The organism is Paroceanicella profunda (assembly GCF_005887635.2).
Classification (GTDB): Bacteria; Pseudomonadota; Alphaproteobacteria; order Rhodobacterales; family Rhodobacteraceae; genus Paroceanicella; species Paroceanicella profunda.
This window is the reverse complement of record NZ_CP040818.1, coordinates 1759710-1777758: the sequence shown is the minus strand read 5'-3', so window position 1 is coordinate 1777758 and position 18049 is coordinate 1759710. Positions and strand designations below refer to the sequence as shown.

The 18049-nt window shown below is 70.2% G+C and carries 13 protein-coding genes; 3 read left to right on the top strand and 10 right to left on the bottom strand.

The genetic code is table 11. The annotated features are described in order from the left end of the window. Positions 1 to 235: 235 nt before the first annotated feature. On the bottom strand, positions 236 to 2539 hold the full coding sequence (gene metE, locus FDP22_RS07990; protein WP_138572222.1) for a 5-methyltetrahydropteroyltriglutamate--homocysteine S-methyltransferase: 2304 nt from the start codon (positions 2537 to 2539) through the stop codon (positions 236 to 238). Between the two features lie 119 nt (positions 2540 to 2658). On the opposite strand from metE, the gene FDP22_RS07985 reads away from it, so the two are divergent. Further along, complete coding sequence (locus FDP22_RS07985; RefSeq protein ID WP_138572223.1) at positions 2659 to 3558, top strand: LysR family transcriptional regulator; 900 nt, start codon at positions 2659 to 2661, stop codon at positions 3556 to 3558. Positions 3559 to 3792: 234 nt separating this feature from the next. On the opposite strand, the gene FDP22_RS07980 is transcribed toward FDP22_RS07985, so the two are convergent. From FDP22_RS07980 to FDP22_RS07940, 9 genes are all read right to left on the bottom strand, one after another. After that, on the bottom strand, positions 3793 to 4857 hold the full coding sequence (locus FDP22_RS07980; protein WP_138572224.1) for an ABC transporter ATP-binding protein: 1065 nt from the start codon (positions 4855 to 4857) through the stop codon (positions 3793 to 3795). Further along, positions 4854 to 5882, bottom strand: coding sequence for an ABC transporter ATP-binding protein (locus tag FDP22_RS07975; protein WP_138572225.1), 1029 nt, complete (start codon positions 5880 to 5882; stop codon positions 4854 to 4856). Before FDP22_RS07975 ends, FDP22_RS07980 begins: the two co-directional genes overlap by 4 nt. Continuing rightward, positions 5879 to 7324, bottom strand: a complete 1446-nt coding sequence (locus tag FDP22_RS07970; protein WP_138572226.1) for an amidohydrolase family protein — start codon at positions 7322 to 7324, stop codon at positions 5879 to 5881. Before FDP22_RS07970 ends, FDP22_RS07975 begins: the two co-directional genes overlap by 4 nt. A 69-nt stretch (positions 7325 to 7393) precedes the next feature. Beyond that, entirely contained in the window at positions 7394 to 8977 is a 1584-nt protein-coding gene (locus tag FDP22_RS07965; RefSeq protein WP_138572227.1) for an ABC transporter substrate-binding protein, read from the bottom strand. Positions 8978 to 9042: 65 nt separating this feature from the next. After that, entirely contained in the window at positions 9043 to 9948 is a 906-nt protein-coding gene (locus FDP22_RS07960; protein ID WP_138572228.1) for an ABC transporter permease, read from the bottom strand. Between the two features lie 2 nt (positions 9949 to 9950). Next, complete coding sequence (locus tag FDP22_RS07955) at positions 9951 to 10889, bottom strand: ABC transporter permease (protein ID WP_138572229.1); 939 nt, start codon at positions 10887 to 10889, stop codon at positions 9951 to 9953. After that, positions 10886 to 12517: an amidohydrolase gene (locus FDP22_RS07950; RefSeq protein ID WP_138572230.1), complete on the bottom strand. Its 1632-nt coding sequence runs from the start codon at positions 12515 to 12517 to the stop codon at positions 10886 to 10888. The genes FDP22_RS07955 and FDP22_RS07950 overlap by 4 nt, the downstream gene beginning before the upstream one ends. 100 nt (positions 12518 to 12617) lie before the next feature. Next, complete coding sequence (locus FDP22_RS07945; RefSeq protein ID WP_138572231.1) at positions 12618 to 13577, bottom strand: 2-hydroxyacid dehydrogenase; 960 nt, start codon at positions 13575 to 13577, stop codon at positions 12618 to 12620. 12 nt (positions 13578 to 13589) lie between these two features. Then, on the bottom strand, positions 13590 to 14360 hold the full coding sequence (locus tag FDP22_RS07940) for a class II aldolase/adducin family protein (protein ID WP_138572232.1): 771 nt from the start codon (positions 14358 to 14360) through the stop codon (positions 13590 to 13592). 143 nt (positions 14361 to 14503) lie between these two features. Between FDP22_RS07940 and FDP22_RS07935 the strand changes: the two genes are divergently transcribed. After that, positions 14504 to 15217 carry a GntR family transcriptional regulator gene (locus FDP22_RS07935; protein WP_138572233.1) on the top strand — a complete coding sequence of 238 codons (714 nt, stop codon included), beginning with the start codon at positions 14504 to 14506 and terminating at the stop codon, positions 15215 to 15217. Between the two features lie 294 nt (positions 15218 to 15511). Next, positions 15512 to 17611, top strand: coding sequence for a TonB-dependent siderophore receptor (locus tag FDP22_RS07930; RefSeq protein WP_138572234.1), 2100 nt, complete (start codon positions 15512 to 15514; stop codon positions 17609 to 17611). Positions 17612 to 18049 lie beyond the last annotated feature (438 nt).

Sequence of the window (18049 nt, the reverse complement as noted above, 5' to 3'; positions counted from 1 at the left end):
CCCCGCCGGGCCGGACTGCCCCGGATCACTGCGCCCCACGGCCCGCGGCCGACCTGCCGGCCCGGGCCGGCCGCGCCAGGCCCCCGCGCGCCTCCCCGCAGTCCGCGAGGACCCGCCACAGACTGAGCCGGCACCCGGTCATGGATGCGCCGCCGGCCCGGGGGGACCGACGGCGCATCTGCGGACCCCCGGAGGGTCTGGGGATATGACGGGGGTCCGGGCCGCGGGCCGGCGCCTATTCGGCGGCCGACACCTCGGCCATCTCCGCGCGCAGCGCCTGCGCCGCCGCCACCATGTTGCGCAGGGCGGGCTCCACCTCGGCCCAGCCGCGCGTCTTCAGCCCGCAGTCGGGGTTCACCCAGAGCCGCGAGGCCGCGATCCGCCCGGCCGCCTTGCGCAGCAGCCCGGCCATCTCCTGCGCCGAGGGCACGTTGGGCGAGTGGATGTCCCAGATGCCCGGCCCGATCTCGTTGGGGTAATCGTAGTCGCGGAAGGCGTCGAGCAGCTCCATGTCCGAGCGCGAGCTCTCGATGGTCACCACGTCGGCGTCCATGCCGGCCACCGCGTCGATGATGTCGTTGAACTCCGAGTAGCACATGTGGCTGTGGATCTGCGTCGCGTCGCCCACCACGCCGGCGGTGAGGCGGAAGGCCTCCGCCGCCCAGCGCAGATACTCCGCCCGGTCGGCGGCGCGCAGCGGCAGGCCCTCGCGGAAGGCGGCCTCGTCGATCTGGATGATGCGGATGCCCACCGTCTCCAGGTCGCTCACCTCGGCGCGCAGGGCGAGGGCGATCTGCGCGCAGGTCTCGGCGCGCGGCTGGTCGTCGCGCACGAAGGACCAGTTCAGCAGCGTCACAGGGCCGGTGAGCATGCCCTTCACCGGGCGCGGGGTGAGCGACTGGGCGTAGACCGTCCAGTCCACCGTCATCGCGCGCGGGCGGGAGACATCGCCATGCAGGATCGGCGGCTTCACGCAGCGCGAGCCGTAGGATTGCACCCAGCCATGCCGTGTGAAGGCGAAGCCCTGCAACTGCTCGCCGAAATACTCCACCATGTCGTTACGCTCCGCCTCGCCATGCACCAGCACGTCGAGCCCGATCTCCTCCTGCTTCGCGATGGTCTCCTTCGTGGCCGCCCCGATGCGGCGCAGGTAGGCGGCCTCGTCGATCTCGCCACGCCGGCGCGCGGCCCGCGCGGCGCGGATCTCCGCGGTCTGCGGGAAGGAGCCGATGGTGGTGGTGGGCAGCAGCGGCAGGTTCAGCCGGGCGCGCTGCAGCACGGCGCGCTCGGCATGCGGGCTGGCGCGACGGGCCATTTCCGCGGTCACCGCCGCGGCGGCCGCGCGCACGTCCGGGTTGCGCGTGCGATGCGAGGTCCGGCGCGCCGCCAGGGCCGCGCGGGAGCGGGCCAGCGCCTCCGCCACCCCCGGCGCGCCCGCATCCTCCAGCGCGGCGGAGAGCAGGGCGAGCTCGTCGAGCTTCTGCCGCGCGAAGGCCAGCCAGGAGGCCAGCTCCGGGTCCAGCTCCTCCTCCTGCGCGAGATCCACCGGCACGTGCAGCAGCGCGCAGGACGGCGCCAGCCACAGCCGCGCGCCCAGCGCATCGGCCAGCGGGGCGAGCCGGGCGCGCGCCGCGTCGAGATCGCAGCGCCAGACATTGCGCCCGTCCACGATACCGGCGGAGAGCACCTTCGGTGCCGGCCAGTCCGCCGCCACGCGCTCCAGCTCGTCCCCGCCGCGCAGGGCGTCGAGGTGCAGCCCGTCCACCGGCAGGGCCCGCACCAGGTCGAAATTCTCCGCCAGCGGGCCGAAGTAGGCCGCCAGCAGCAGCCGCGCGCCCTGCCCGGCCAGCCGGGCGTAAACCGGCGCGAAGGCGGCGCGCCACTCCCCGGACAGGTCGGTGGCCAGCACCGGCTCGTCCAGCTGCACCCAGTTCACGCCCAGGCCGGCCAGCCGGCCGATCAGCTCGGCATAGACCTCCGCCACCGCCGGCAGGCAGCCGAGCCGGGTGGGGCCGCCCGCGCTCTCGCGCGCCAGCCAGGCCCAGGTCACCGGGCCGGGCAGCACCGCCTTCACCGGATGGCCCTCCGCCAGCGCCTCCGCGGCCTCGTCGAGCAGCCGGGTGGAGGCGAGGCGGATGCGGGTGCCGGGCTCCAGCTCCGGGCGGATGTAGTGGTAGTTGGTGTCGAACCATTTCTTCATCGCGCAGGCCCGGGCCGGGGCGCCGGAGGGCGCGCGGCCCCGGGCCATGCGGAAGCGCGTGTCCAGCGAGACCTCCGCCTCCGCCGCCCCAAAGCGTTCCGGCACCACGCCCAGCGTGGCCGACATGTCCAGCACGTGGTCGTAGAACGAGAAATCCCCCACGGTGACGAAGGACAGGCCGGCGGCGCGCTGGTCGGCGCGGTTGCGGCGGCGGATGTCGCGGCCCGCCTCCTCCAGCGCGGCTGCGTCGATCTCCCCGGCCCAATAGGCTTCCAGCGCGGTCTTCAGCTCACGGCGGGGGCCGATGCGCGGGGCGCCGAGCGTGTGGATCATGGGCATGTCGGGGGTCTCCGGATGTCTGTGTCTTCTGTGGCCAGTTTGTCGGCGGAGACGGGAGTTGAATCAACTTCATTGTTTTCATAGACAAGATGAGGTTCGCTCACATGGAGACCCCCCGGATGATTGACCTGCGCCACCTGCGCTGCCTGCGCGCCATTCACGAGAAGGGCAGCCTCGCCCGGGCGGCGGACACGCTCTGCGTCACGCAATCCGCGCTGTCGCACCAGATCAAGGGATTGGAGGCGCTGCTGGGGCTGGACCTCTACATGCGCAACTCACGGCCCCTGCGGCTCACCGCGGCGGGGGCGAAGGTGCTGGAGGCGGCCCAGCGCCTGTTGCCGGAGATCGAGGCGCTGGAGGAAGACCTCACCCGCATGGCCGGCGGGCAGAGCGGGCGCATGCTGATCGCCATCGAGTGCCACGCCTGTTTCGAATGGCTGCTGCCGGTGCTGGAGGGGTTCCGCTCCCGCTGGCCGGAGGTGGAGATCGACATCCGCGTCGGGCTCAGCTTCGAGGCGATCCCGGCGCTGCAGCGCGGGCTGGTGGACCTGGTGATCTCCTCGGACCCGGTGGAGGCGGGCGACGTGATGTTCGCGCCGCTGTTCGGCTACGAGGGGCTGCTGGTGGCGGCGCCCGGCCATCCCCTCGCCACCAAGCCGTTGATCGAGCCGGAGGATTTCCGCGACCAGACGCTGATCACATACCCGGTGGAGCGCGGGCGGCTGGACGTGTTCACCGGCTTCCTCGGCCCGGCGGGGGTGGAGCCCGCGGACGTGCGGCCGGTGGAGCTGACGGCGGTCATCCTGCTGCTGGTGGCCAGCGGCAAGGGCGTCTCGGTGCTGCCGGACTGGGTGCTGCGCGCGGCGGCGCGGGACACGAACCTGGCGCGGCGCTCGCTGGGCACGCAGGGCCTGCACCGCACGCTCTTCGCCGCCCACCGCACGGAGGAGGCCGGGCGCGCCTATCTCGCCGATTTCATCGCCGCGGCGCGGGAGTGGAACGGCGGACGGGCCGACTGAGCGGGCCGGCCCACGCGCCGTTGCGCGCCCCATGACGCGGCCATGACGCTTCGGCCATGCCCCTCCTGCCACGGCACCTCGCAGCCGGTTGACGCGCAGCGGCCGGGATGCCGATGCCGGGCGCTGCCGCCCATGACGAAGAAGGGGCCGCCCATTGCGACCCCTTCCCCTTTGTCACTCCGGTGTCCCCGGCCCGAGCGGCGCGCGGCGCCGGCCTGCCCCTGCCGGAGGCACTCAGGCGGCGTTGGCGGCGCGGGCGCGGGCCAGCACCTCCAGACGCCGGGTGAGCAGCGCGGAGGGCGCGGAGCCCGCGGCGGCCAGCGGCAGCGGCTCGGCCTGTTCCGCATGATGGCACGCCACGGTGTTGCCGCCGAAGGCGCGCAGCTCCGGGCGTTCCGTCTTGCAGCGTTCGGTGGCGAGCGGGCATCGCGGGTGGAAGGCGCAGCCCGAGGGCGGGTTCAGCGCGCTCGGCGCATCGCCCCGCACCGCCTCGCGGCCCACCACCGCGCCGGGCGCCGGGCGCGGGGCGGCGGCGATCAGGGCGCGGGTGTAGGGGTGGCGCGGGTCCGCGAAGAGGGCGGAGGTCTCCGCCTCCTCCACGATGCGGCCGAGATACATCACCGCCACGCGGGTCGCGATGTGGCGCACCACGGCGAGATCGTGGCTGATGAAGACATACGTCAGGCCGAACTCCCGCTGCAGGTCCTGCAGCAGGTTCACGATCTGCGCCTGCACCGAGACGTCGAGCGCCGAGACCGGCTCGTCGCACACGATCAGCCGCGGCCGGGTGGCAAGCGCCCGGGCGATGCAGATGCGCTGGCGCTGGCCGCCGGAGAACTCGTGCGGGTAGCGCTCCGCGTGATAGGGCGCGAGGCCCACGGTGCGCAGCAGTTCGGAAACCCGGGCATCCGCCCGCGCGCCGCTGGCGATGCCATGCAGCACCATCGGCTCGACGAGGATCTCGCGCACGGTCATGCGCGGGTTGAGCGAGCCGAACGGGTCCTGGAAGACCATCTGCATCTGCCGGCGCGCGGCGCGCAGCCGCGAGGGCGGCAGGGCGGTGATCTCCTCGCCGTCGAGCTTCACCGAGCCTGCGCTCGGCTCCAGCAGGCGCAGCAGGGCGCGGCCGGTGGTGGACTTGCCGCAGCCGCTCTCCCCCACGATGGCCAGCGTCTCGCCGGCCTTCACGGAGAAGCTCACGTCGCTCACCGCCTGCACGGCGCCGACCTGCCGGCGCAGCAGGCCGCGGCGCACCGGGAAATGCTTCGTGAGGTTCGAGACTTCGAGAACCGTGCTCATGCCACATCCTCCAGGGGCGCGCGCCAGCAGGCGACGGAATGGCCGGGGGCGAGCTCGCGCAGCGGCGGCAGCTCGGCGCGGCACTGGTCGGTGGCCACCGGGCAGCGCGAGGCGAAGCGGCAGCCGTCGATCTTCGCGTAGGGCGGCGGCACGGAGCCGGGTATGGTCTCCAGCCGGTCGGACTGGATGTCAAGCCGCGGCACAGCCGCCATCAGGCCGATGGTGTAGGGGTGCTGGGGCGCAGCGAAGAGTGCCGCCACCGGCGCGCGCTCCACCACCCGGCCGGCATACATCACCACCACGTCGTCACAGGTCTCCGCCACCACGCCGAGGTCGTGCGTGATGAGCACGATGGCCGAGCCGGTGCGCGCCGAGAGGTCGCGCATCAGCTCGAGGATCTGGGCCTGGATGGTGACGTCGAGCGCGGTCGTCGGCTCGTCGGCGATCAGCAGCTCGGGGTCGTTGGCAAGCGCGAGGGCGATCATCACGCGCTGGCGCTGGCCGCCGGAAAGCTGGTGGGGGAAGTCGTCCACCCGCTTTTCCGGCGAGGGCAGGCGCACCAGGTCGAGCAGTTCGATGGCGCGCTTGCGCGAATCCGCCCGGCTGAGGCCGGAATGCACCCGCAGGCTCTCGATGATCTGGTCGCCGATGCGGTAGACCGGGTTCAGCGCGGTCATCGGCTCCTGGAAGATCATCCCGATGCGGCCGCCGCGCATCCGGCGCATGTCGCGCTCGGAGAGCTTGAGCAGGTCGCGGCCGTCGAAGATCACCTCGCCGCCGGCGAAGCGGCCCGGGGGCATCGGCACCAGGCGCATGATGCCGGCGGAGGTGACCGACTTTCCGCAGCCGCTCTCGCCCACGATGCCCAGCGTCTTGCCGCGCTTCACGGAGAAGCTCACCCCGTCCACGGCGCGGAAGGTGCCGGCCTCGGTGTCGAAATGCACCTGCAGGTCACGCACGTCGAGCAGGATGTCGGGGTCGGCCACCGGCGGGGCGGAGGGGGCGTGGAGGGCGGTCTCGCTCATGCGTCGCTCCGGATCGGGAATGCGAAGGGGACCGCCTCGTCATGGCTGCGGCCGGCGAAATCGAGCGCGGAGAAGGCCTGCTCGGCACGGCGCTGCGCTGCCTCCAGCCCGTCCAGCGCGGCGTCGAGGTCGAAGGCCAGCACCGCGCCCTCGCGCACCACCTGGCGGCCGTCCACCCAGACGTCCTTCAGCGCGCGCTCCGCGGCGGTGTAGACGAGGGACTGCACCGGGTCGCGCAGCGGGCGCATGGCCGGGTGCTTCACGTCGACCATGAAGAAATCCGCCTTCGCGCCGGGGGCGAGGCGGCCGATGTCGCTACGCCCGAGGATCGCGGCGCCGCCCACGGTGGCGGCGTTGTAGATGTCCGAGGTGCGCAGGTCATAGACGTTCTGGGACATCACGCGGGAGTTGGTGAGCGCGTTGCGCATTTCCTCCAGCATGTTGTGGGGGAAGGTGTCCGTGCCGATGCCCACCGGGATGCCGGCGCGGATGTAGCGGCCCACGGTGCGCATGGTAATGCCGCGGCGCTGGAAGACGGTGGGGCAATGGGCCACCGCGGCGCCGGAGGCCTTCAGCAGGGCGAAATCCTCCGCCTGCGGCCAGTTCGCGCTCGGGTGGTCGTTGAGGAAGATGCCGTGGCCGATGATCGCCCCGTCCTTCAGCACGCCCAGGTCGTCGAGCCACTGGAAGGGGGTGCGGCCGTGGCGGCGGGTGATCTCGTGGAACTCCACCATGCTCTGCGCGGCGTGGAGCTGCATCTTCAGCCCCCGCTCCTGCGCGGCATCGAAACTGTCGCGGATGAGATCGGGCGTGCAGGTGTCGATCTGCGAGGGCGCGATCATGCCCGAGAGCCGGCCGGAGGGATGCGCCTCGGCGGCGGCGACCACCTCGAGCGCGGTCTCCATCGCGGCGCGGCCGGCGGCCTCGTCCCACTCGTAGTCCACGGAATGGCCGTTCTTCGTGAACCAGCGGGCGGAGCGGTACATGGGGGCGATGACGCTGCGCAGGCCGGACTGGGCCATCAGGTCCAGCCACTGCGGGTGTGCCACCGAAAGGTCGACCAGCGTGGTGACACCGGAGAGCAGCGCCTCGGAGAGCGCCACGCGCACGCAATCCGCCACGCCCTCGGCGTCCGGGCGGAACAGCGGCATGAATTCGTAGAGCGAGGACATGTAGAGCCGCGGGCTGCCCAGCTCGTCCAGCATGCCCTTGTTCATCGCCTCGGAGGAGGGGTGGGAATGGATGTTGACCAGGCCGGGGCTGACCAGCCGGCCGCGGCCGTCGATCTCCGTGTCGGCCTCACCGTCGTACTGGCCGCCCACCTGGATGAGCGCGTTGCCCGAGAAGGCGATGTCCTGGCCCTGCAGGTAGCAATGCGCGCCGGCGGCCTCGTCCCAGGCGATGATCCAGTCGGCATTGCGGATCACGGTGGTAGCGGTCATGTCACTTCATCTTTCCGTGGGGTTGGGTGGCCGGCCCCCGTGCGGGGGCCGGCGTCTCCTGCCGGAGGATCAGTCGGCGTAGGCGATGCCGATGCCCTTGTAGAGGCCGCAACCGTAGAGGTTGTGCGGCACGACGGGCTTGAGCTTGGTCGAGGAGGCGATGGTCATCGGCTCATGGTAGAGCGGCAGCCACACATAGGCCTCGTGGACCTTCTTGAGCACTTCGCCGTAGGCCTCGGCGCGGTCGGCGTCATCGGTCGCGGTGAGGCCGGCGCGCAGCAGGGTGTCGGTCTCCGAATCGTTCCAGTTCATCCGGTTCGGGCTGGGGATGTTGGTGGAGCGGAAGTACAGGTTCAGCGCGTCACCCGAGGAAACGTAGGGGAAGGACATGCCGAACATGTCGAATTCCTGCGTCGCCAGCTTGCCCCAGGCGATGGTGGCGTCGAAGGACTGGATCTGCATGTCGATGCCGACCTTCAGCAGGTCCGCCTGCACGGCCTCGGCCAGCTTCGACCAGGTGGAGCCGGCGAAGACATAGGCGAGCGGCTGCAGCGTCACGCCGTCCTTCTCGCGCACGCCATCGGAGTTCAGCTTCCAGCCGTCGGCCTCCAGGATGGCGATCGCCTTCTCGGGGTCGTATTTCGGCAGCTCGTCGTCGATGGCATGGTTCCAGTCCAGCGCGCCTTCGGAGACGTAGGAATACGCCGGCTGCACTTCGCCGAAATACAGGTCCTCGGCGATGGCCGCCTGGTTCACGGCGAGGTTGATCGCCTCGCGCACCACCGGGTCCGCCACGGTCGGCTTGTCGACCTTGAAGCCGATGAAGTAGGTCCAGAACGCGGCGTCGGACTGCTCGACATTCACGTTCGGGGCCGCACGCAGCTGCGACATGGCGATGTAGGGCACGTACTGGGTGATCTCGGACTGGCCGGTCAGCACGGCAACGGTGCGGGTGTTCTCCTCCGGCACGATCTGCCAGGTGATCTCGTCCACCTGCGCGTCCGGCGTGTCATAGATGGGGGGACCCCAAGTGTAGCCCTCGTGCTTGGTGAGGGTCATCGTGTTGCGCGGGGTCCATTCCTTCCAGCAGAACGGGCCGGTGCCGTTGAAGCCGGTCACGCCGAAATCCGGGCCCAGGGCTTCCACGTTCGCCTTGTCGATGATGGTCGCAAAGGACTGGGTGAGCTGGTAGAGCAGCTCCGAATGCGGGGCCTTGAGCTGGTAGACCACGGTGAGCGGATCGGGCGCCGTGACGCTCTCCACCTCGCCGGCGCGCCAGGCGACGGGGGACTTCGTGGCCGGGTCCAGCCAGCGGTCGAAGGTGTAGACCACGTCCTCCGCGGTCATCTTCTTGCCGTCGCAGAAGCTCACGCCGTCCTTGAGGTGGAAGGTGTAGGTGAGGCCGTCGTCGGACATGTCCCAGCTCTCGGCGAGCATGGGCACCACGGTCTTCATGTCCGGGTCGAGGCCCACCAGCGTGTCGCCCATCATGAACAGCACCTCGGAGGCGGCGCGCGCGGTGGACTTCTGCGGGTCGTAGTTGTTGCTGTCGACCTCGCGCACGATGGTCACGGAGCTCTGGGCAGCGGCGATCGCCGGCGCACCCAGCGCCAGCGCGGCCGCGAAGCCCAGTCTGATGGGTGAGAAGGACATTGTCGGGACTCTCCTTGTTGTAACGGACCGCGTGTGCGGCTTCTGGTGTTGCCCGCCCCGGGGTGTCAGCCCCGGAGGCGAGGATCGAGCACGTCCCTGAGCGCGTCGCCGGCCACGTTGGCGCAGAGCACGATCAGGAAGATGAGAACGGAAGGGATCACCGCGATATGCGGCGCGAACAGCAGGTAGTCGCGCCCCTGGGCGGCCATCATGCCCAGCTCCGCCTGCGGCGGCCGGGCGCCCAGCCCGAGGAAGCTCAGCGCCGCCCCGAGCAGGATGAGCTGGCCGAAGCGCAGGCTCATGAAGATCATGATGGAGGAGATGGCGTTGCGCAGCAGGTAGCGGGTGAACAGCGTGAGGTCGGAAAGGCCCACGGCCCGGCCCGCCTCGATGAACTCCTGCTTCATGATGCCCACCGCGATGCCGCGGGCGATGCGCGCGCAATCGGGGATGGAGGCCACCCCCAGCGCGATGGTGACCGGCACCACCCCCTGCCCCATCACCGCCACCAGCGCGAGGCCGAGCAGGATGGCGGGGAAGGAGAGCATCATGTCCACCACCCGCATGATCCACGGGTCCAGCCGCGGGTAGAAGGCGGAGATCAGCCCCATGAGCGAGCCGATCACCCCGCCCAGCCCCATGCCGATCAGCCCGATCAGCAGGGTGACACGGGTGCCGTAGAACAGGCGCGAGAGAATGTCGCGGCCCTGCCCGTCGGTGCCCAGAAGGTGCTCGGCCATGCCCCGGTCCGACCAGATCGGCGGGATCATCACGTTGCGCGAGTTCGCGTAGGGGTCCACCGGCGAGATCAGCGGGGCGAAGACCGCGGCCAGCACGATGAGCGCCAGCAGGATCAGCGCCGCCGCCGCCGCCCGGTCGCGCAGCAGGCGCCGCCACCAGGGGGCGCGGCGCGGGGGGGCCGCGTCCTCCGGGGTCGCGGTCTCGGGGGGGGTGGTTGCGTCAGCGGTCATGGTCATCCCTGCACCCTCGGATCCAGCAGTGCGTAGAGCACGTCGACGATCAGGTTGATCACGATGAAGGACAGCGCCAGCACGAGGATGGTGCCCTGTGCCACCGGGAAGTCGCTCGACAGGATCGCCCCCACCGCCAGCCGCCCGATGCCGGGCCAGGAGAAGATCGTCTCCGTCACGATGGCGCCGCCCAGCAGGTAGCCCGCCTGCAGCCCCACCAGCGTGACCACCGGGATGAGCGCGTTGCGCAGCCCGTGGCGCAGGATCACCGAGCGCTCCGACAGGCCCTTGGCCCGCGCGGTGCGCACATGGTCGAGCTTGAGCACCTCCAGCACCGAGGAGCGGGTCATCCGCGCCACCGGCCCGATGAAGATCAGCCCCAGCGAGACGGCGGGCAGCACCAGGTGCATGAAGCCGTCATAGGTCCAGAACGGCCCGCCGCGCCCGATGAACGGGAAGATCGGCCAGTAGACGCCGAAGAACTGGATGGCGAGCAGGCAGATGAAGAAGATCGGCAGCGACACGCCGCCCACCGACAGCGCCATCACCAGGCGGTCGATGATCGAGCCGCGCTTCACCGCGGCCAGCGTGCCCATGCCGATCCCCAGCGGGATCGACCAGAACAGGCAGCCGACCATCAGCTCCACCGTGGGGACGATGGCGCCGCCAAGCTCGCTCAGCACGGTCTTGTTGGAGATGAGCGACCGGCCCATGTCCCCGCCGGCGACGCGGCTGAGATAGTGCCAGAACTGGACGAGGACCGGCTGGTCCAGGCCCATGTCCTTGCGGATGGCATCGAGCACCTCGGGGGGCGCGGCTGGGCCGGCAAGCACCACCGCCGGGTCTCCGGGGACGAGCTGCAGGAGCATGAACCCCAGCAGCAGCACCCCGAAGAGCACCGGAATGGACAGGAGAAGCCGGTTGGCGATCTGCCCGATCATGCGGTCTCGAGCTCCTTTTCGCGTTCGTAGACGACTTCGCCGCCCAGGATCGTGATGTCGCAGGTGAGCGACGGGATCTCCGCCTCATCCACCTCGAAGATGTCGCGGGTGAGCACGGCCACGTCGGCAAGCTGCCCCGGCACCAGCCGGCCCTTGATGCCCTCTTCCTTCGCCGCATAGGCGGAGGCGTAGGTGTAGGCGTGCAGCGCCTCGGCCACGCTCAGCGCCTCGGCGGCGCCGAGCACGGAGCCGGTGTCGCTCTTGCGCGCGATCATCGCGTACATGGTCGGGAAGGGGTTGATCCGCGTCACCGGGCAATCGGTGGAGGCGGAGGGCTGCAGGCCCGCGTCGATCCACTTGCGCATCGGGTAGCAATGCTGCGAGCGGTCGCCGAGATACTTCAGGTAGAGGTCGCCGAAGTAGTAGATGAAGCTCGGCTGGCCTGCGGGCAGCGCGTGGATGGCGCTCATCCGGGCGATCTGCTCGTCGGTGAGCCAGCCGCAATGCTCGATGCGGTGGCGGCGGTCCTCGGCGGGGTCGGAGGCGAGGGCGGCCTCATAGGCCTTGATCACCTGCTCGATGGCCACGTCGCCGATGGCGTGGATGGCCATCTGGTAACCCAGCTTGTGCGCCTTCAGCACCAGGGCGGCGCATTCCTCGTCCGACAGCAGCATCAGGCCGTAATTGTCCGTGGAGCCCTCGTAGGGCTTCGAGACGGCGGCGGTGCGCCCGCTCATCGAGCCGTCGGTGAACAGCTTCACGCCGCCGATGCGGAACATCTCGTCGCCCGCGCCGGTGACGAGGCCACGCTCCGCCGCCTGGTCCACGATGGACTGGGACTTGTCGCCCATGATGGTGCCGTAGACGCGGATCGGCAGGCGCCCGGCCTCGTGCGCCTCGAGATAGGCTTCCATCTCGGTCCAGCCGTCGCGGATGCCGATGGCGGCTTCCATCACCGAGGTGATGCCGTAGGTGAGCAGGTCCTGGCCGCCGCGCTCGATGGCCTCGATCAGGTCCTCGCGGGTGGCCTTGGGCATCACGGCGTAGACCGGGTCACGCCCGGTCTCGGCCAGCAGGCCGGTGAGCTTGCCGTCCTTCACCTCGATGAGCCCGCCCACCGGGGAGGGGGTGTCGGCGGTGACGCCGGCCAGCTCCATCGCCTTCGAGTTCGCCACCGTCACGTGGCCGTCGGTGCGCGTGAGCAGCATCGGGTTCTCGGGGCAGACGGAATCGAGCTCCTCGATGGTGGGCATGCGGCCCTCGGGCACCTTGCCGTCATCGAAGCCGCGGCCGGTGATCCACTCGCCGGGGGCGGTGGTCTTCACCCGCTCCGCGATGGCGGCCAGCGCCTCGGGGATGGAGGAGATGGCCGAGGGGCGGAAGTCGATCTCCTTCATCGCCAGGCCGTACATGTGCAGGTGCATGTGCGCATCGTTGATGCCGGGCATCGCAAGGCGGCCCTTCAGGTCGAGGACCTTCGTCTCCGGCCCGGCCAGCGCCTCGATCTCGGCGCGCGTGCCGGTGGCGAGCACCTTGCCGCCGCTGATGGCGAGCGCTTCGGCGAAGCCCTCCGCGAGGCCCTGCCAAATGCGGCCTCCGACGAGGATGGTTTCCGCTGTATCGGTCATCTTGTCTGTCCCTGTTGAGATCCCGGCCCGCACTTCGGGCGCGGGTCCGTCTGTGGGGCCGGCAGGCCGCGGGGGCGTGCCGGCCCGAAGTCGCGTCTGGTCAGTAGCCGGCGGCCGGGTCGACCAGGTGGGCCGGCCGGCGCCCGGCCATCACGTCCTGCACCGCGTCGGCAAGCTGGCGGATCACCTCTTCCGGGGTGGTGTCGCTCGCCGTGTGCGGGGTGATGGTGATGGCGGGATGGCTCCAGTAGGGATGGCCCTCGGGCAGCGGCTCGGCACGGAACACGTCGAGCGAGGCCGAGGAGAGATGCCCCGAATCGAGCGCCGCGAGCAGGTCGTCGTCCACCAGGTGCTCGCCACGGCCGAGCTGGATCAGCACCGCGCCCTTCGGCATCTGCGCGAAGAATTCCGCGTTCAGCACGTCCCGCGTGGCCTCGGTGAGCGGCAGCAGGTTGATCAGCACCTTCGAGCGGCGCGCCACCTCCTGCATGGCGCCCTCGCCGCCGATCACTTCGATACCCGGCGCGCTTTCCGCCGCGCTGCGGCAGGCGGCGATCACGGGATAGCCCAGCGCGGCCAGCCCGCGCGCGACCGTGCGGCCCATCAGCCCGTAGCCCAGGATGCCGACCGTCCACTCGTGGAACGGCTCGGGCGAGGCGGCGCGCTGCCAGCGGCCCTCGGCGGCGTAGCCCATCAGCTCGCCCATGCGCCGGTGATGCCAGACCACCTGCCACGCGGCGAAGGCGGCCATGCGCGAGGCCTGAGCCTCGTCGCGCACCCGCACCACGGCGGCGCCCGCCGGCAGGCTGGGGCAGTTGGTGATGCTGTCCACGCCCGCGGCGATGGAGGAGACCAGCTTCAGGTTCGGATAGGCCGAGAAGGCGTCATCCGCGGGCCGCCAGGCCAGTGCGAACTGCACCGCGGCGGGGTCCTCGACATCTTCCGGGCGCAGGAGCCGGATGCGGGTCTCGCCCGGCGAGAGGTAGCGCGACGCGAGGTCGATGGTGGTGGAGAGATAGACACCGGTAACGGGCTCCGTGCCCGCGGACAGATCCTTCATTCCTGCCCCCGATCAGCTGTCGAAATCGGGGTGGTGCTTCTTCGCGAGGCGCATGTAGGCCTCCCACTCGGCGTCGTGGCGGCCCTCCTCGCCGTGCATCTTCGACCAGTTGGCGAACTGGTCGCCGACGTGATCGGCCAGCGCCTCCTCCACGAAGCGCATCTTGCCGCCCGAGGCCATGATCTGCAGCTGAGCGCGGCAGGTGCGCTCGAGGTTGTACATGCGCTTGAAGGCCTCGCCCACGGTGCGCCCGCAGGTGAGCATGCCGTGGTTGCGCAGGATCATCACATCGAGGTCGCCGAGATCGGCCACCAGGCGCGCGCGCTCCTCCAGGTTCAGGGCCACGCCCTCGTAGTCATGGAAGGCGACGCGCTTGTGGAAGCCCAGCGACCACTGGTTGAGCGGCAGGATCCCCTCCTCCAGGCAGGAGATCGCCACGCCCGCCACCGTGTGGGTGTGCAGCACGCACATCACGTCCGGCCGGGCCTCGTGCACGGCGGAGTGGATGGTGAACCCGGCCTTGTTCAGCCCGGCGCCGTAGCTGTCGCGCAGGATGTTGCCCTCCAGGTCCACGGTGACGAGGTTGCTCGCGGTCACCTCGTCGAAGCGCAGGCCATAGGGGTTGATCAGGAAGGCGTGGTCGCCCTCCCCGGCCGGGGCGCGGGCCGAGATATGGGTGAAGATGCTGTCATCCATGCCGAAATGCGCCACGAGGCGGTATGCGGCGGCGAGCTCGACCCGCTCGGATGCCTGCGTCGCGGAGACGCGCTCTTGCAGTGTCATCGTCCGTTTCCCTGAAGTGTCTGTTCCGATTGCCGCGCAGACTGACACCAATCGCTGGACAGTTCAACTGTCGACAATCCGCTTTTTGTGTGGATGTATGTCCGCTCTGCCGGACCGGAACCGGCGTGCCCGTGGGAGGAGCCATGGCAGCTGAGAAGAACGCAGACGGACAGGCAGCAGAGCAGACCTTCCGCCCCCTGGAAAGCGACGATCTCGCCACGCGCATCGCGGGCCAGATCGTGGAGGCCATCGGCGACGGGCGCCTGCGCCCGGGCGAAAAGGTCACCGAGCTGCGCCTGAGCAAGGAGATGGGCACCAGCCGCGCCCCGGTGCGCGAAGCGTTGCGGCTGCTCGAAAGCCAGGGGCTGATCGTCTCGCATCCGCGCCGCGGCTTCTTCGTGCATGCCTATGGCACGGGTGAGCTGGAGGAAATCTACGACCTGCGCCTGTGCCTCGAACTCCACGCGGCCCAACGTGCGCTGGAGCGGCTCACCAGTGCCGACATCGACCGGCTGGAGGCCCAGGTGGCCCTGATGTACCGGCTGGGCCGCGCCGGCGCCACCCATGAGCAGGTGGCGGCGGATTATGCCTTCCACCGCATGGTGTGCGAGATCGGCGGCAATGAGCGCATCGTCCGGCTGTTCGACACGCTGGCCACGGAAATGCGATCGGGAATCGCGCTGATCGGCTCGCTCTACGACGACCCCGTGCACATCGCGGAGACGCATGACCCCATCGTCGCCGCCCTGCGCAACCGGGATCCGGAGGACCTGCACAAGCGCCTCCGGGCCCATATCACCGATGCGCGCACCCAGGTGATCCGGCTGTTCGAGAAGACGCGCGGCCCGGACGCCTGACACGGGCCGACCTGCGCCGCCGGCCCGCCCCCCTCCGGGTCCGCAGGCGCCTGCGCGGCGCGGCCCCTTCCCCGCCCGCCACGGCGCTGGCCGGCTCCGTCCCCGTCGCGCCCGGGGGCCCTGCGGCGCGGTTCCGACGGGCCGGCAGAGGGCGGAGAAAATACCAAAGTCATTTAGTCGGATACCTTGACAGCCCTCCCCCGCGCACCTATGCGCTTGGGATCAAAGGCCCAATCCCAGCTCTTCGCCAGGCAGCCTCCGCACCTCAAGACCGCCTGACGGGAGACTTCCACATTGAAATCCGGACCATTGCTGCTGGCCACCGCGGCCAGCCTGTCATTCGCCACCGCCCTGCAGGCCCAGGAGCCGATCGCGCTCGATCCCGTCGTGGTGGAAGGGGCGGGCACGCTCAACGATGAGACCGGCGGCAGACTTGGGCCCACCATCGCGACGCAGAGCGCCTCCGCCACCCGCACCGACACGCCGATCGCTGAGACCACCCGCTCGGTGAGCGTGGTCACCGAGCAGCGGATGGCCGACATCGGCGCGCAGCGCGTGGAGGACGCCCTGCAATACACCTCCGGCGTGAAGGCCGGGCTGTACGGCTATGACCAGCGCGGCAACTGGGTGCAGGTGCGCGGCTTCACTCCCTCCATGTTCCTCGACGGGCTGATCTCCGAGACCACCGGGTATTACAACGACACCCTGCCGGAGGTGTTCACGCTGGAACGGATCGAGGTGGTCAAGGGCCCCTCCGGCACCATGTACGGCAACAGTTCGGTGGGCGGGCTGCTCAACCTCGTCACCAAGCGCCCCCAGCGCGAGACCTTCCGGCGCGCGGACGTGGAGTTCGGCTCCTACGACCACCGCCAGGCCACGCTCGACCTCAACGGCCAGGTGGATTCGGACGGCGAGCTGTTCGGGCGGCTGGGCCTGCTCTACCGCAAGTCGGGCACGCAGACGGATGAGGGCCGCGACAATGCCTTCCTCGTCGCCCCCGCCCTCACCTGGAGGCCGGACACGGACACCGAGATCACCCTGCTCGGCAAGTACCAGAAGATGGACCAGACGCCGGACACGCAGTTCCTGCCCTATTACGGAACCGTGGTGCCGGCGCCCAACGGCCAGTATCTCGACACCTCGACCTACGTGGGCGAGCCGGGCTTCGACAAGCTGGATGTCGAATCGGTCGCGGTCACGCTGCTCGCCGACCACAAGCTGGACGACATCTTCGCGGTGCATGCCGGCGCGCGGTATTCGGAATCCAACATGCTCTACCAGCACTCCTGGTGGGCCTATGACAACTACCCCACGCGCTACCGGCCCGACGGCACGGCGGACCGCGACTTCTACGCCGCCGACAGCAGCACCCGGATCTTCGCCGCCGACCTGAACGGCACCGCCGATTTCTCCACCGGCCCGGTGTCCCACACGGCGCTGGTCGGGGCGAATTTCACCCGCACCTCCTATGACAACGACGATTCCTACACCGCGGAGAACGGCTACTACACCGGCTACCCGATCGACCCGTTCAACCCGGTCTACACCGGCGCACCGGATGTCCCGACGGTCGACACCCCGGCCGTCACCTTCCGGCAGGTCGGGCTCTACGCGCAGGACCAGCTGCGCTGGGGCAACCTGCTGTTCAACGCCGGCATCCGCTGGGACCGGGTGACGACGGAGAACCCCGGCTCGGGCATCGACCAGTCCGACAACGCCGTCTCCACCTCCTTCGGGGTGATGTACCTCACGGAGTTCGGCCTCTCGCCCTACGCGAGCTATTCCGAGAGCTTCCGCCAGGAAAATTTCGGCACGGACGCGGACGGCAACGCCTTCGACCCGACGCGCGGCCGGCAGTACGAGATCGGCGTGAAATACGAGATCCCGGGCATCCCCTCGCTGATCACGGTCTCGGCCTTCGACATCACCCGGTCGAACATCCTGGAAACCGACCCCGAGGACCACAATTTCCAGGTCCAGTCCGGCGAGACGAAGGTGCGTGGCGTGGAAATCGAGGGCCAGGCGAAGCTGGGCGATTTCGAGGTGCTGGCGAACTACTCCTGGCTCGACAGCGAGATGGAAAGCGGCAGCCCCATCGACGGCCTGTCGAAGAACAACGCCTCGGCCTGGGTGACCTGGCGGCCGTCGGATTTCGCGAAGGGCTTCAAGATCGGCGCCGGCGTGCGCTACGCGGGCCCGTCCTGGTACCGGGGCGTGAAGACCGGCTCCTACACGCTTGGGGACGCGATGATCGGCTATGAGTGGGACCGGTACGACCTCACCCTCAATGTCCGCAACATCACCGACGAGATCTACATCACCTCGACCGACGGGGTGTCCGCCTACTACGGCGAGCGCCGCACGGTGATGCTGAACCTCGGCGCACAGTTCTGACCCGGGCCGCGGGCCGGCCGGGCCCGCAATCCTGACCCGGGCCACCGACCTGCCGGGCCCGCAGTCCCGACCCGGGTCGCGGGTCTGGCGGGCAACGGTCCTGATCCGGGTCGCGGGCCTGGCGGGCAACGGTCCTGATCCGGGTCGCGGGCCGAGAGCGGGAGAGGGAGAGGGGCCTCCGGGCCGCGGGCCGAGCGGGGGACGGTCCTCCGGGCCCGGGCCCGGGCCCGGACCGGCCGGCGGCAGGCCCGAGCGGCCCCGCCATCCTGAATCCGGCTGCCGGGCCACCCGGCCCGCAGCTCCACACCGGGCGCCGGCCCGGCAACTCCGATCGGGCCGGAGAACCGCCGTCCCGGCAGTCCGAACCGGGCGGCAGGCCCCGGGGCCCCCGCCGGTGCAAGACGGCCTGCGGAGCACGCCATCCGGACACGGCGACAG

What these genes read in the sequence shown, in the direction of transcription:
- FDP22_RS07975 (WP_138572225.1), bottom strand. Translation starts at nt 5,882, where the DNA reads ATGAGCGAGACCGCCCTCCACGCCCCCTCCGCCCCGCCGGTGGCCGAC.
- FDP22_RS07985 (WP_138572223.1), top strand. Translation starts at nt 2,659, where the DNA reads ATGATTGACCTGCGCCACCTGCGCTGCCTGCGCGCCATTCACGAGAAG.
- FDP22_RS07980 (WP_138572224.1), bottom strand. Translation starts at nt 4,857, where the DNA reads ATGAGCACGGTTCTCGAAGTCTCGAACCTCACGAAGCATTTCCCGGTG.
- FDP22_RS07945 (WP_138572231.1), bottom strand. Translation starts at nt 13,577, where the DNA reads ATGAAGGATCTGTCCGCGGGCACGGAGCCCGTTACCGGTGTCTATCTC.
- FDP22_RS07955 (WP_138572229.1), bottom strand. Translation starts at nt 10,889, where the DNA reads ATGATCGGGCAGATCGCCAACCGGCTTCTCCTGTCCATTCCGGTGCTC.
- FDP22_RS07960 (WP_138572228.1), bottom strand. Translation starts at nt 9,948, where the DNA reads ATGACCGCTGACGCAACCACCCCCCCCGAGACCGCGACCCCGGAGGAC.
- FDP22_RS07935 (WP_138572233.1), top strand. Translation starts at nt 14,504, where the DNA reads ATGGCAGCTGAGAAGAACGCAGACGGACAGGCAGCAGAGCAGACCTTC.
- FDP22_RS07940 (WP_138572232.1), bottom strand. Translation starts at nt 14,360, where the DNA reads ATGACACTGCAAGAGCGCGTCTCCGCGACGCAGGCATCCGAGCGGGTC.
- FDP22_RS07950 (WP_138572230.1), bottom strand. Translation starts at nt 12,517, where the DNA reads ATGACCGATACAGCGGAAACCATCCTCGTCGGAGGCCGCATTTGGCAG.
- FDP22_RS07970 (WP_138572226.1), bottom strand. Translation starts at nt 7,324, where the DNA reads ATGACCGCTACCACCGTGATCCGCAATGCCGACTGGATCATCGCCTGG.
- FDP22_RS07965 (WP_138572227.1), bottom strand. Translation starts at nt 8,977, where the DNA reads ATGTCCTTCTCACCCATCAGACTGGGCTTCGCGGCCGCGCTGGCGCTG.
- metE (WP_138572222.1), bottom strand. Translation starts at nt 2,539, where the DNA reads ATGCCCATGATCCACACGCTCGGCGCCCCGCGCATCGGCCCCCGCCGT.